12 protein-coding genes and 5 pseudogenes are annotated in these 14,320 nt (G+C 43.1%); 13 read left to right on the top strand and 4 right to left on the bottom strand.

Features of this window, described 5'->3' with window-relative positions; translation table 11 throughout:
• Together xni and WDV75_RS02525 are read left to right on the top strand one after the other, a co-directional pair.
• Positions 1–759, top strand: coding sequence for a flap endonuclease Xni (gene xni / locus WDV75_RS02530; protein ID WP_273557869.1), 759 nt, complete (start codon positions 1–3; stop codon positions 757–759).
• A 426-nt stretch (positions 760–1,185) separates the two neighbouring features.
• Positions 1,186–2,414, top strand: a pseudogene (locus WDV75_RS02525) (ISAs1 family transposase).
• Between the two features lie 4 nt (positions 2,415–2,418).
• Here the strand turns inward: WDV75_RS02525 and WDV75_RS02515 are convergent.
• Positions 2,419–2,583 carry a hypothetical protein gene (locus WDV75_RS02515; protein WP_273557868.1) on the bottom strand — a complete coding sequence of 55 codons (165 nt, stop codon included), beginning with the start codon at positions 2,581–2,583 and terminating at the stop codon, positions 2,419–2,421.
• 2 nt (positions 2,584–2,585) lie between these two features.
• A pseudogene (locus WDV75_RS02510) lies at positions 2,586–3,616 on the bottom strand (IS630 family transposase).
• 673 nt (positions 3,617–4,289) lie between these two features.
• Between WDV75_RS02510 and WDV75_RS02505 the strand changes: the two are divergent.
• The 5 genes and pseudogenes from WDV75_RS02505 (at position 4,290) to WDV75_RS02485 (ending at position 7,205) form a co-directional block, all read left to right on the top strand.
• Positions 4,290–4,622, top strand: a complete 333-nt coding sequence (locus WDV75_RS02505; protein WP_273572312.1) for a hypothetical protein — start codon at positions 4,290–4,292, stop codon at positions 4,620–4,622.
• A 199-nt stretch (positions 4,623–4,821) separates the two neighbouring features.
• Positions 4,822–5,151 (top strand): hypothetical protein, encoded by a 330-nt coding sequence (locus WDV75_RS02500; RefSeq protein WP_273572314.1) that lies wholly within the window; start codon positions 4,822–4,824, stop codon positions 5,149–5,151.
• A gap of 6 nt (positions 5,152–5,157) precedes the next feature.
• Positions 5,158–5,541 carry a hypothetical protein gene (locus WDV75_RS02495; protein WP_273572316.1) on the top strand — a complete coding sequence of 128 codons (384 nt, stop codon included), beginning with the start codon at positions 5,158–5,160 and terminating at the stop codon, positions 5,539–5,541.
• Positions 5,542–5,562: 21 nt separating this feature from the next.
• Complete coding sequence (locus tag WDV75_RS02490) at positions 5,563–5,931, top strand: hypothetical protein (protein WP_273572318.1); 369 nt, start codon at positions 5,563–5,565, stop codon at positions 5,929–5,931.
• 236 nt (positions 5,932–6,167) lie between these two features.
• Positions 6,168–7,205 (top strand): annotated as a pseudogene (locus WDV75_RS02485) (IS481 family transposase).
• Positions 7,206–7,485: 280 nt separating this feature from the next.
• On the opposite strand, the gene WDV75_RS02480 reads toward WDV75_RS02485, so the two are convergent.
• On the bottom strand, positions 7,486–8,511 hold the full coding sequence (locus WDV75_RS02480) for an IS110 family transposase (RefSeq protein WP_338860193.1): 1,026 nt from the start codon (positions 8,509–8,511) through the stop codon (positions 7,486–7,488).
• A gap of 519 nt (positions 8,512–9,030) precedes the next feature.
• On the opposite strand from WDV75_RS02480, the pseudogene WDV75_RS02475 reads away from it, so the two are divergent.
• The 6 genes and pseudogenes from WDV75_RS02475 to WDV75_RS02450 form a co-directional block, all read left to right on the top strand.
• Positions 9,031–9,198: pseudogene (locus WDV75_RS02475) on the top strand (IS6 family transposase); the annotation flags it as partial.
• A 112-nt stretch (positions 9,199–9,310) separates the two neighbouring features.
• The gene (locus WDV75_RS02470) at positions 9,311–10,210 is read left to right on the top strand and encodes an IS982 family transposase (RefSeq protein ID WP_273571720.1); all 900 of its coding nucleotides are present in this window, start codon (positions 9,311–9,313) and stop codon (positions 10,208–10,210) included.
• A 65-nt stretch (positions 10,211–10,275) separates the two neighbouring features.
• On the top strand, positions 10,276–10,614 hold the full coding sequence (locus WDV75_RS02465; RefSeq protein ID WP_273571719.1) for an IS630 transposase-related protein: 339 nt from the start codon (positions 10,276–10,278) through the stop codon (positions 10,612–10,614).
• A gap of 81 nt (positions 10,615–10,695) precedes the next feature.
• Positions 10,696–10,956 carry a transposase gene (locus tag WDV75_RS02460; RefSeq protein WP_273571718.1) on the top strand — a complete coding sequence of 87 codons (261 nt, stop codon included), beginning with the start codon at positions 10,696–10,698 and terminating at the stop codon, positions 10,954–10,956.
• A gap of 165 nt (positions 10,957–11,121) precedes the next feature.
• The gene (locus tag WDV75_RS02455; RefSeq protein WP_273571717.1) at positions 11,122–12,261 is read left to right on the top strand and encodes an ISAs1 family transposase; all 1,140 of its coding nucleotides are present in this window, start codon (positions 11,122–11,124) and stop codon (positions 12,259–12,261) included.
• A 148-nt stretch (positions 12,262–12,409) separates the two neighbouring features.
• Positions 12,410–12,767: pseudogene (locus WDV75_RS02450) on the top strand (DDE-type integrase/transposase/recombinase); the annotation flags it as partial.
• A 198-nt stretch (positions 12,768–12,965) separates the two neighbouring features.
• On the opposite strand, the gene WDV75_RS02445 reads toward WDV75_RS02450, so the two are convergent.
• On the bottom strand, positions 12,966–14,294 hold the full coding sequence (locus WDV75_RS02445) for a TolC family outer membrane protein (RefSeq protein ID WP_273571722.1): 1,329 nt from the start codon (positions 14,292–14,294) through the stop codon (positions 12,966–12,968).
• Positions 14,295–14,320: the final 26 nt, after the last annotated feature.

Raw genomic sequence — 14,320 nt, 5'->3', positions numbered from 1 at the left:
ATGATACATCTTTTAATTGTGGACGCCTTAAACCTGATTCGACGCATCCATGCAGTGCAGGGAAGCCCTTGCGTTCCTGCCTGTGAACATGCGTTAAAGCAGTTAATCGTCCACGCATCACCTACCCACGCGGTTGCGGTATTCGATGAAGATGGCCGCAACCATAGCTGGCGTCACCATCTTTTCCCTGATTACAAATCAGGTCGCCCTGCCATGCCGGACAACTTGCAGCAAGAATTGCCCTTAATTAAGCAGGCATTCAATGCGCTAGGGGTAACTTGCTGGCACGCAGAAGGGCATGAAGCGGATGATTTAGCCGCAACACTGGCAACCAAAGTCGCCAATAGCGGGCATAATGTCACTATCGTTTCAACGGATAAAGGCTATTGCCAGCTCCTTTCACCCAATATCCAAATTCGTGATTATTTCCAAAAACGTTGGCTGGATCTGCCTTTTGTCTTGCAAGAGTTTGGTGTTGAACCTGGCCAACTTCCCGATTACTGGGGGCTTGCAGGCATCAGTAGCAGTAAAATTCCTGGCATTCAGGGAATTGGCTCCAAAACAGCCGCCACACTGCTGCAACAAGCGGGTTCGCTGGATAATCTATTCCAAAATCTGGATACCCAGCCGGATAAATGGCGCAAGAAATTAGCGTCTCATAAAGAAATAGCTTATATCAGCCGTGAAATTGCTTCGCTAAGAACGGATTTATCTCTACAGGGGAATTTGCAGCAACTGAGACTGACTGATACCAGATAGGTGAATTCTTAATACAATAAATAGATAAACCCCAATCACGAATACATTATGGGATTGGGGATATAAATAGGTTCTTATAATCTATATTCTTTTAAAATGCTCGATTAACAATATACTCAACAAATGTTTTTTTCGAAGCTAGATAACTCTCCGAGCAGAGTACACCGTATACTACCAAAACTCAGTCTATATTTTTTATTAAAGGCACCCAGTTTATTAGTTTTCATCATTTCATCCAGCCAAAAGTCAATAGGTGAACGATTATTTAGATTTTTTTCCATATCTTTCATTACAGCCCATAACGGTATTCCCCTTGATAAACAGTCGGGGCAAGATCACGAATATTTTTTCGCCAAAAATAAAATAGGTTGCTTCGAATAAAGCACTGTGATCTTATACTCCCTTTTGAGAGTGAAAACCTATACCATGTGCCTTGAGAACTTTACCCTGCATTTTTCGGCGATCCAAGACCCTCGCCAGAGTGCGAAAGTCACCTATCCTTTTTTGACATCCTGTTTGCGTCACTGTGCGCCGTGATTGCGGGTGCAGAAGGCTGAGTGATATTCAGGAATATACCGAAGGGCATCATGATTGGTTCCTGAAACAAGGCATGTTTAAAGACTGTGTCCCTGTTGATGATACGTTTGCTCGCCTTATTTCGCGTATTAACCCGGAACAATTTAACCTCTGTTTTATCAACTGGATGCGTGCTGTTCATGAACTCACCCAGGGCGAATGAGTGGCCATTGACGGTAAAATATTGCGGGGCGCTTATTCACCGGAAGAACGCCTTTCCACGCTGCATTTGGTGAGCGCTTATGCCACCACGAATAAACTGGTGATGGGACAGGTTAGGACACAAAAGAAGTCCAATGAAATCACGGCTATTCCTGAGCTGATTAAATTGTTAGACCTGAAAGGCGCGTTGGTTTCCGTTGATGCGATGGGATGTCAGACCCAGATAGCCTAGGCACTCCTTGATGCCGGTGCGGATTATTTGTTCAGTGTTAAGGATAACCAAAAACATCTCCACAGGGCGGTTCAAAAGGCGTTAGAAGCCCAGCGTATCGCGCCTTCGGTAAGAGAAACAGCCATGTTGGAACAGTCTCATGGACGTATTGAAATCCGGGAAAGCCATGTCATCAGTGCCGATACACTCAAAGCGGAATTCCCCGCCTGGCCGGAATAAAAACCCTCGGTGTTGTCATGAGTTACCGGCAGAAAAAGGCCAATCGCCGAGTCTGGCGTATCGTTATAGCTAAATCACATAACTTGACGCAATCTATATACATCATAAGCAATGCTGCGTTGCCATTTGAATTCAGATGCTATGTCACATTATTTTGGTTCTGCTATATTGCATCAGTTCAGCCCCCCTGACAGAAGAAAGCTTAGCCCAGGCAGTGCGCAGCCATTGGCGTATTGAGAACAATCTCCATTGGGTATTGGATGCGACATTTCATGAGGATGATTGTCAGATTTATCGAGCAAATGCGGCAGAAAATATTGCGATCTTGAGGCGAATTGCCTTGAATATGTTGAAACAAGAAGGCAGCAAATTAAGTATAAGAAAAAAACGAATGCGAGCCTGAATGAAAACGCAATTTCTGGAACAAGTACTACAAGCAGAATTTTCTAATCTGAATAATATTTAAGTATTCATGCGGTTGCCCTGGATAAACAGTGAAGATCAATATTGGTAAACCGTGAACTCCATGAAAGTAGCATGTTGGTTAGATCATCTTCAAATATCCCCTGTTTGTTTTGTCGGTGATACCATGCCTGTAATTCACTTGGTGTAACATAAGCTATATAACTTTTCATAATTATGAGAGTTTCATATTTCCTGTTCCTTTCCAACAGGTTGCTGAAGCGGTATTCAAGAAAATCTTAACTCTTTTGATGCGCTGCCACATATATTGGCAACAATGATTTCGTGTCACCGTTTCATGCAATGATTGCCATAACCATTCTATTTTATTCAGCCATGGAGAATAAACGGGGAGAAATAACAGGGTTACTGTTGGATTTTGCTTCAACCAAGCCTTGACTCGTTGGCTGGTATGAATGCTGTAATTGTCTAAAATGACTGTTAACGTTTTCGCATGACGGTAGTGGCGTTTTAATTCTTCTAACATATTGATGAATAATTAAGAGTTTTTTCTACCGGAACCCGTATAGAAAATTTTTCCGGTTTGAATATCAAAACAACCTGCAAGGTAATATTTTTGATTTTTTCCCGGTGTAAGAATCCTTTTTTGCTGCCCTTTGAAATACCAATCTGAACCTATTTTAGGGTTGAAATTAATATCCACTTCATCCTCATAAAATACGGGATTTTCTTTTGATACCTGCGTTAATGCTTGATTAATACGTGCCATTTTTTCTTCATATTGAGGGTCTGGCTTATGTACCGTGGGGGCTGAGCGTCGCCAGACGATCTTGTTTTTACAGAGAAAACGGTAAAGTGTACTGAGCGAAAATTTTACATGCATTATTTCATTGATTTGAATAATGAAAAGTTCAAGACTCCAGCGAGAACGGACATGATTGAACTGTTGTGGTGAAAGTTCGAGTAAATAATGAATAAAAGGTAAAAGAACGGTCAAATTCTATTGCCGAGGGCGGCCCGCGGGCTGGCTTTTTAATCCTATCCAACCATATGTTCTAAAACGTTTGATCCAACGCCAGACAGAAGACGGCGCGACACAAAATTCTTCAGAAACGAAAGGAACTGATTCATTCCATAAAAGAGCATGGCCATAACCCGGATAGCATATCCTTTATCTTGCGTTTTTTGGGCAATTTTTTTCATCAGGCGGCGTTCAATGCGGAAAGTGGGTGGTAAGATAAGCATAACTCAGTCCTCTTTTTTGCATTTTTGTTTGTGGAAAATCAAAGTTTGCAAAATTTGGACTGAGTTTCTTTGATACTCCTACCATTTTGAAAAGTTATATAGATCTACCTTAGCTTGCGCTATTTTTCTTTGATACCGCAATAACATTCAATTCAATTATTTATATAATTATAAACAATTGAATTGAATGTTATTAATGCTGTTAGTTTTATTTATTGATTATTTTTTTATGAATAAATATATTATTCATTATTTTTTATGCACTTCATGAATATTTATGTTGAAAGTTTAATTCACTTAATTTATATTCTATTTCGTGATGTTTGTTAATGTCACATCATTTATAATGAATAATGTTTATTTATGTGGCTATATATAATTTTAACTCTGTATTATATACACAACTATAGATCTATTGTTCCTAAGTGCATCACTATTTTAGGGTATTATTTATATTTAACCAATAATAAACCAACTTAGGGCGAGAGCAAAAAGAAGCTATATTTTGAACAAATCACTTAAATAAAGCGCTACTTAATACTTGAATAATGTAGAATTGAGTTCTTTTTATTCATTAGTTGAATGTATTATGCGCAGTTTAAGTTCAAAAAACGTTCACGCTCTCACCCTGTAAACTAACCTCTATTTTTCAATTTAATTAAATGGATAACTCATGAAAAAGACATCTTTATTTTTAAGTAGTTCATTGGTAGCTGTTTCCTTACTTTCAATTGCTCCAATAACCTCAGCAGAAACCACTTTTCCTCAAAATCAATTTAATTTAGAAGAACAGAATTCGACAAGTTTAAATTTTGATATGAAGTTGTATAGTTCAAATGGTGGTAATGGAGGACCTGGAGGTAACGGCGGAAGTGGTAATGGGGCTAGTGGTGGTAATGGTGGTAATGGTGGTAATGGTAGTGGTAATGGAAATGGTAATGGAAATGGAAATGGAAATGGAAATGGTACTGGAAATGGAAATGGAAGTGGAAATAAAGGAAAATAGTAGTAAAGATTAAAACTAACTTTAATATCCTTTGCTTTTTTAAGGTTGATGCTTTTCTAAGCAAAGGATTGTTAATAAATAACGTTTCAAAATGATAGGAGTATTCCTTACCCCGCGCTCCGCGCGGGGTAAGGAACTCCAACATCTGATACTCTCAGTATTATGAAAACCTATTTATAAGGTAATTTAGGGTAATTATATGATTAATAAAAATTTGTTTTTTTTGTTTAGCTTAACTATACCTCTACTATTTTCTACATCAAGCTATTCAGCACAAATAAATGAAACTGTTAACTGCTCTGTCCTTGACGGGGAAAAAGGTGAAAATGGTAAGAATGGTACTCCTAATTGTAAAAATGGAGGTAACGGCGGCAATGGTGTAACTGGCAAAAATAATGGAAGAGGTGGGGATGGTGGCAATGGTGTAAATGGAGGCAATGGAGGCAATGGTGTAAATGGAGGTGATGGTGGTGATGGTGGTGATGGTGGTGATGGTGGTGATGGTGGGCGTGGAACTGATGAGGTATAAAATATAATGGTAAGACTATTTATAGCTATTTTATTTTTCTCTTTTCATGCTCAGTCGGAAACATTCGATAATTTAAAAACCTCCACAACTATTATTTCTATAGCCAGCAACGGCAGCGATGGTGGGAATGGAGGTAGTGGACCAAGCGGTGGCAACGGCGGCGATGGTGGGAATGGAGGTAGTGGGCCAAACGGTGGCAACGGTGGGCATGGTGGTAACGCCGGAGCAGGAAGCGGTTCACATGGTGGAAATGGTGGGCACGGTGGTGACTCCGGTGGCAACGGTGCCCGTGGTGGCGATGGCGGAAATGGTGGCCACGGTGGCAGTGGCAGTGGTTCCCACGGTGGACGTGGTGGCAATGGCGGACATGGCGGTAATAAAAATACTTAATATGTATGTACAGAGGTTTTTATGAAAAAAAAATTTTTTGCCTTATTGTTAACTTTTTCGTCTTTTTGCGTATCTCCGATCATATCTACAGCGTTATTAGCTATCCCTAGTATTGCACATGCAGGGAAAGGGGATGGTGGGAATGGCGGTCATGGTTCAGGAAGTGGGAATGGCGGCAATGGTGGACATGCTGGCGCTGGGAGTAACGGAAACGGCGGAGATGGTGGGAATGGCGGTCCTAATGGTGGAAATGGTGGGAAGGGAGGTAATGGTTCAGGAAGTGGGAATGGCGGCAATGGTGGCGATGGTGGGAAAGGAGGAAAAGGTGGTGCAGGAGGAAAAGGAGGTCCTAATGGTGGACAAAACGGTAGAAACGGAAGAGATGGCTAGAATTTCGTGATAATTTGTTTACGATTTTGTGTACCGGACTATTTACCTAAACTAGGGCCAATAGTTGCGACCAGAGAAGTAGGAAGCCTCGCCGTTTACGGCGGGGAGCTGCTACCCATATGATATTTATATGTATTAGTTCAGACTAGATCTGACACTTCGGTTTGAAAAGAAGAGAGTTACCGACTTTGATTAAAGGTGATGAATCCATAATCAAAGACTAAGAGGTAACTCTCATGCTTTATACTAGTAATCCAATCATCAAACAGGCGGGTCTGCTTAATCTCGCTGAAGAACTCAGTAATGTCTCAAGAGCCTGTAAAGTGATGGGTGTATCCAGAGATACGTTTTATCGTTATCAGGAACTCGTTGAAACAGGCGGGATTGATGCGTTAATCAACCAAAGCAGAAAAAACCCTAATTTGAAGAACCGTGTGGATGCGGAGACTGAACACGCCGTTATCAACTCGGCCATCGAATTCCCGGCCTATGGGCAAGCCAGAACAAGTAATGAACTCAGAAAAGCAGGCATCTTTGTGTCTGCCAGTGGTGTCCGTTCTATCTGGCTCAGACATCATCTTGAGAACTTCAAAAAGCGTCTGGCAGCCCTTGAAAAGAAAGTGGCTGACGAAGGCATTATCCTGACTGACGAGCAGGTTGCCGCCCTTGAACGTAAGCAGCATGATGACGAAGCTTGTGGCGAAAGTGAAACCGCTCATCCTGGCTATTTAGGGTCGCAAGATACCTTTTATGTCGGTAATCTTAAAGGCGTGGGACGCTTGTACCAACAAACTTTCGTCGAGACTTACAGTAAAGTGGCTTTCGCGAAACTCTATACGAGTAAAACGCCCATTACGGCGGCGGATTTACTGAATGACCGTGTGCTGCCGTTCTTCAGCGCTCATAGATTGCCGATGTTACGTATTCTGACAGACAGAGGCACCGAATATTGCGGGCGTGTTGAGCACCATGATGACCAACTGTATCTGGCTGTCAATGATATCGACCATACCAAGACAAAGGCGATGACACCGCAAACCCATGGCATCTGTGAACGGTTTCACAAAACCATCCTGAATGAATTTTACCAAGTGACGTTCAGAAAGAAATTGTATAGCTCATTGGATGAGTGACAAAAAGATCTGGACAAATGGATGGACAATTACAACAATCACCGCACTCATCAAGGAAAAATGTGTTGCGGCCGGACACCAATAGAAACCCTTCAGGATGGGAAATCTATTTGGGCAGAAAAAAATCTGACCCAAATATAATCTGACAGTCGCCGATAACAAAGTGGGTAACTGTCATATATGGACGTCCCATAATATTCAACTTTTTTAGTGACTCAGTGTATTGCTAATTTCGGTTCACGGTCATATATCCGGCGTCTGGCAATCATTTAAATTTGCTGCGCCATGGTGAAGTCCGAACCTTGCCTCCTCATCAGATCAACGGATTAAAAATCCTCGACAGTCTCAGGTTTTTGCAAGGCCGGATAACCGTTTAGCTCATCAACTGTAGTCAACTCTATTGAAAATGAAACCGGTTTATTTAAGCAAAGGCTTTGCTCATCTGGAACGCATCTTTATTAACCATAATTGACCAGCATATCCTGGCACATTTATTGGCATAAGCGACACACGCCTTATTAAATCCCCGTCGGTTAACCAAAGACTGCATCCAATCACCGAGGGCATCATGCCGTAACGCTCTGCGTTGTATAGCAGCTCTGGCGCCATGAATTAAAATCCCGCGTAGGTACCGATTACCCTTTTTAGTGATTTTGCCTAATTGTGTTTTCCCACCACTGCTGGCCTGTCGAGGAACGAGTCCTAACCAAGCGGCCATTTGCCTGCCGTTATTAAATTGTTTTCCATCACCAATATACGCGACCATTGCGGAGGCAATCAGGGGGCCAATACCGGGAATAGATTGGAGTTGCTGCCACTGAGCCGTTTGCGATGATAGCGACTTGAGGGTTTCTTCTATTTCTTCTGTCTGCTGGATCAGCTTCAGCCATTCTTCATAGAGTTGTTTCAGAACCCTGCGTGCAATCATCGTTAATCCATTATCGGCATCTTCAAGTGCCTCGTACAGTGACTCTCTAAGAGCCGCAGAGCGTTGCGGAAAAATAATGCCATATTCTGCTGCCAGTCCTCTGATTTGATTAGAGAGAGCAACGCGTTTTTGAACTAATGACTGCCGGACATTATGGAGAACACAGAGGTCTTGTTGATACAGATTTTTGACCGGAACAAAATGCATACCCGGCCGATTCGCAGCTTCACATGTTGCCAACGCATCATTGGCATCATTTTTATGGTGTTTAACGAAAGCTTTCACATGCTGAGGGGGAATAAGGCAAACTTTAAAACCTAGATTTTCAATCGTTCGTGCCCAATAGTGGGCGGTACTACAAGCCTCCATAGCAATCAAAGTCCCGGATTCCATTTGTCTAACAGCATCCAGTAATCGACTTCGGGTCATTTTTTTATTAAATATAATGTGATTATCGTTAAGCAAACAAAGCTGAAAAACAGATTTAGCGAGATCAATACCGAGAATTTTATGATACATGATGGACGCTCCCATAAAATGAATATGCTTATTTCATTTTGGTACAATTGACGCCATACGGGACGTCCATCTCATCAGATCAAGTCGCGACTAGTACAATTTTATACCGTAAATCACTTGGCAATTTGTGTATGTTCTCTTTATTGTGCAGCCCAAATAACAATAACCATATACTCATGCCCATGATCCCAATTCTATCAGAATCATCGTATGAATCTACAATCTTATCAATTTCACCAATTAGGGTCCCTATTGAAACTGATTGCCACGGCAACCTTTCTAATCGAGCACTTAGTAATTCAATCATTATCTTCGTCCCAATGTTTCTTACTCTACTCCCTCGTTCTTTTTATAAAAAAAGAGGAGTAGGTTATTGTTATAATAACTAATTAAAAATATTACATATATATAAATCCCTAGCTAAAAAATCACTATAAGGTAGCTACACACAGGGATGTGATACGGTTCTGTCGCATTAAAGGGAGATCAGGTAATATGTGACCTTTTGCAGAGTGAGCCGTGTCTTTAATTCGAAAAGCCTTCAAGCGTTTACATTATCCCGTTGATATCATCGCTCAGCGTGTCCGCTGGTACCTATCTTATGCGCTAAGCCTGCGCAATCTCGAAGAGATGATGACTGAACGCGGTATTGAGGTCGATCACTCCACTCTGTATCGCTGGGTTATAGCCAAATCATATTTATAACGCGATGCTCGACTTTTATGATGAGTTGAAATGACATAGCCAGTCCTTTATAACTTTAAGTCGCCAAACTGAGAGAAATAAAGGAACAAAGGCTATGTCACAGCAAGATTTTATCATTTGGGTGTTTTGTTGGGTAGATGACAATTTAACGCAGTTACAGCAAGGTATACGATTCAGAAGCCGGGGATATCCACCTAAACTGAGCGATGCAGAAGCCATCACGATGGAAGTAATGGGCGAATTTTTAGGATTTTCAACAGATAAAGGCATTTGGACGTACTTTAATGACCACTGGCGCGAGGGGTTCCCGGGACTGGGTTCACGCGCCAATTTCGCTAAACAGATTTCGAATCTTTGGGTTGTTAAACAACAACTGCAAGAAAAGCTGGCGAGGCTATTGGGCGCGCTCGACAGGTCGGTACATATTATCGACGGATTTCCGCTACCCGTCTGTGGATTCAAAAAAGCAAAAGGTAGTGCCAACTTTAAAGAACAAGCCGATTATGGGTACTGCGCCGCCAAAAACGAAACTGACTACGGCTTCAAAGGGCATCTGATGATAAACGAAATCGGCGTGGTAACCGGGTTTACGCTGACGCCCGCCAATGTCAGTGAGCGTGAAGCAAGCTGGGATGTGATCGGTTCGATAAAAGGCTATTTGCTGGGTGATAAAGGGTATTTAGGCGTTGAATTTAAACAGGAAATGAAGGAAGAGGGTATTGAAATGATTACCGCAGTGCGTGCCAATATGGATGACCCCATCCCCAGAGAGACGAGAAAGCGCATTAACGCCAAACGCCGTTTAACTGAAACCGTGATTGGTCAACTCGCCGGACAATTTACTATTGAGAAGTGCTGGGCACGGGATCTGTGGCATTTGAGTAATCGAATTGCCAGAAAACTGCTTTCTCACACGTTGGGTATTTTTGCCAATTTTAAACAAGGGAAAAGTCAACGCGACTGGCTTCAACAAGCCAACGTTATAGGATGTTAAAGTCAAGCATCGCGTTATTTATATGACATAATATTCAAATCCAAGATAACAAGGCATAAGGTGAGATGGGCTACAGTCTAGATTTTCGAAAGCGAGTCCTGGCATACAAAGACAAGCATTCGTTGACTTTCGAACAAACGAGTGCACATTTTGAGGTCTCCATACGGACTTTGTTTCGGTGGTGCAATAAAATAGAACCTTGTATGACCCGCGCTAAACCCGCCACGAAAATTCCTGATGAGGAGCTCATCGCAGATGTTCAAAATTTTCCCGATGACTATCAGTGGGAAAGGGCAAAGCATTTGGGTGTCTCGCAGTCGGCTATTCATTACGCGTTGAAACGACTGCGGCTCAGCCGTAAAAAAACGTTAAAACACCCTCGCGCTAACCCTCAGCTCCGTTAGGCGTTTATTGAGCGCCTCAGCGACTATGAACAGGCAGGTAAACCGATTATTTATCTAGATGAAAGTGGTTTTGCGCAATCGATGCCACGCCTACATGACTATTCGGAAAAAGGGCGGCGCTATTTGGGTACACACGACAGGCATGCTAAAGGCCGTCTTAACGTCATGGGAGCTATTTGCGACAATACCTTTGTCACCCTGAGCTTGTTTGCCGGAAACATTAATGCGGATGTCTTTCATGCCTGGGTGACGCAAGATTTACTGCCAAAGCGCCCATCCGGTGCTGTGATCGTCATGGACAATGCCTCTTTCCATAAATGCCTGACACGATACAAGCGATAGCAGACAGCCGATGTCAGTGAGAATGGCTTCCGCCTTACAGTCCAGGGTAAACGGGTCTAAATTGAACAGTAAGGTCATCGGGGTGTTTTTAGCACAGACAGGGGCATTGATGGCAGTTTGTGATCTACAATCGCTTTTTTGTCAATGATAACCGTAGAAGCCACCATGAAAGCAACCACTCTCAGTAATACCTTTGGACAACTCACCGATCCCCTGCTTAATCGCACTAAACTACACTCACTTATCGACATTCTGACCATCTCGATTTGTGCCGTTATCTGTGGTTATGAGAGTTTCAATGCGATTGAGGAATACGGGAAATCCAAGGAGGATTGGTTCAGACAATTTCTGGATCTTCCCAATGGCATCCCCAGCCATGATACCTTTAACGATGTGATAAACCGGCTTGATCCCCAAGAATTTGGACACGCTTTTGCCCAATGGGTGAAGAGCTTAACCAAAATCTCCGATGACATTATTGCGTTGGATGGTAAAACTCTGCGGAGAACGCTCGACAAAGCCAATGGGATTCCGGCTCTCCATCTCGTCAGCGCTTGGTCCGTCGCGAATCAGCTCTGCTTTGGTCAGGTGAAAGTCGCTGATAAATCGAACGAAATCAATGCGCTCTCTAAGCTACTGACTCTGCTGGATATTGAAGGCTCCACCATCACGATTGACGCCATGGGATGTCAACACGCAATCGCTAACCAGATTGTCACGGGAAAGGCCGATTATGTGTTGGCCTTGAAAGGAAATCAGAGGGAATTTTACGACGATATTAAACTCTTTTTGGATACTCAGTTGGCAACAGATTTTACGGGCGTCTCCCCGGCTCACTACCGAAGTACGGATGGCGATCATGGTCGTATAGAGCAACGTCAGTTGTGGTTGATTAACGATGTGAATTGGTTGCAGGCGCGCCATCCTCAATGGGACACATTGGGCAGCATAGCCGTAGTGGAGTCATGGCGGGAAGAGCGCGGGAAAACAGAAAGTTACGAAAGACGCTATTATATTACCAGCCATTGTGATACCTCGGCAGAATTTATCGCTTGTGCCATACGTAACCACTGGCATATTGAAAATAAACTGCACTGGCAATTGGATGTCAGTTTTGGTGAGGATAGCCAGCGCCTGAGAAGCGGTCATGCGGCTGAAAATGTGGCGTTAATCAATAAAATAGCGCTTAACCTACTGAAAAATGAGAAGTCAGTTAAAGTGGGTGTAAAGACCAAGCGCCAGAAGGCAGGCTGGGATAATGATTATATGATGAAGGTGCTTACAGTGGGATTTTCATCTGTATAAATTAGACCCGTTTGCCCTACCTTACAGTCCGGATTTGAACCCTATCGAACACAAGTGGGCCGACGCAAAAGCGAAAAGAAGACGAGAAAGATGTTCAGTGGATCAGCGGCTTATGGAACATATGGAGTATGTCAATCTATGTTGATTTAGCTATATCAAAATCAAAGGACAATGGAAATATTTGTACCGAGCAGTCGATACGGCCGGGCAAACTATCGACTTTCTGCTGACGGCCAAGCGGGATGCTCCCACCGCGTTGCGCTTCTTTCGCAAGGCGATCCGCCATCACGGTGAGCCTGAGGTCGTGACCCTTGATACAAGTGGAGCAAGATCACCGCAATATCAAACGTCGGATACGACCGATGTTAGGTTTTAAATCGTTTCGCCGGACCCAAACGATTTTAGCGGGGATAGAGCTCGTTTCGATGCTGCGTAAAGGACAATACTCACAATCAGAAGATAAGGCATTGTCACCGGCAGAGATGTTTTATCGATTAGCTGCATAAAATACAACCAACCCCACATTGACTCAGATTTTCTCTGTTAATACGACAGAACCATCAAAAACATTAATTTTAGTTATTAAATTTTAAATATAAAAAACCAGCATAACCTGGTAACAGGATATGCTGATTATTCTTCCCTATGACTTAATAGAAAATTATCACGGCGTTATTTAATAACGATGTCTTACATGAAATAACTCAATCAAAATAATCAGAAATTAACTGAATATGTTCACCCTGTAATTGGCCGGATTCATCTAATAACCCAATCCACGCTTTCATATAGTCATATTTTGCCTGAGAGAGTTCACGACGGGCGGTATAAAGCTGTTGCTCGGCATTCAATATATCGACATTTACCCGCTGCCCCAACGCCACACTTTTTTGCGTCGCTTTTACTTGTAATGCAGCCGCTTCCACCGCCGTTTCATAGGCACGTATCCGTTTTTCACCATTCACGCACGCGTTATAGTTGCGCCGCAGTGCATTCAGGGTTTCCCCCGTCTGCGCATCCATTTCGAATTTAGTCTTGCCATAATTTGCGGCTGATTGGCGCACCGCTGCCGCAGTGCCTCCGCCATTATAGAGATTCATGGACAGTCGTAAGCCAATGGAATCCGTCCGGTATTTTTGGTCGATACTGTTATCGCTACTGGATTTATTTTCACTATGGGAAGCATAGAGTTCCAGTTTCGGCAGATATCCCGCTCGGTTACGCTCAATATCATGGTACGCCACATCCACTTTCTGGCGGGCAGCAGCCAGTTGTGGATTCTGACGTAATGCCCGTTGTTCCCAATCAGCGTAGTGTTCTAAATCCAATTTAATGGTTTTAAACCGTGGGGAATTAGATAAACGCTTAACCGGTACATCTGCGGGCAACGGTACACCAACTAATAACTGCAAGCCACGAATAGCAGCATCCAGTTCATCTTGCACCGCTAATTCATCAGCCAAGACCTGACTGTAACGCGCCTGAGTTTCCGCTACATCGGTACGGGTGCCTTCACCGGAAGCAAACAATTTCTGGTTGCGTTCCAGTTGCTCCTCATAAGCCGCCCGCTGTTGCACAACCTGTGCCAATCGATCCTGCGCATAAGCTACGGCCACATAACTGTTCACTACCCTGACCGCCAATTGCTGGCTATCCGCCCGAAAGCGACTATCACTCATCAAAGCATAAGCCTGACGAGTTCGATAACGCGCCCATACCTCGAAATCGATCACAGGTTGAGTCAAAATAATCGCACCACTATAGCTGTCATACTGTCGATCACGGCTCTCTTTGATGCTTCTTCCCCGCTGATCTAAAGATTGCGAATCCATCCTCTGCCAATTTTTTGGGGCATTCTGGTAACTAAAAGATAACTTGGGCAACAGTTCCGCCAGCCCAAGATTTTTCTCCTCCTGTCCCGCTTCCTGCTCTTTAATCGCAGCCTGAAACGTTGGATCATGCTGCAATGCCAACGCATAAGCCTCCGTTAAGGAAAGCGCGCTGGCGAAACGGGGAAATATCAATATCGACATCAGCAACACTGATGCTGGCAAGAATT

It is taken from the genome of Xenorhabdus griffiniae (assembly GCF_037265215.1).
In the GTDB taxonomy this organism is placed as follows: Bacteria; Pseudomonadota; Gammaproteobacteria; order Enterobacterales; family Enterobacteriaceae; genus Xenorhabdus; species Xenorhabdus griffiniae.
The sequence above is the reverse complement of the archived record's forward strand: the minus strand, read 5'-3'. Positions and strand labels throughout refer to the sequence as shown.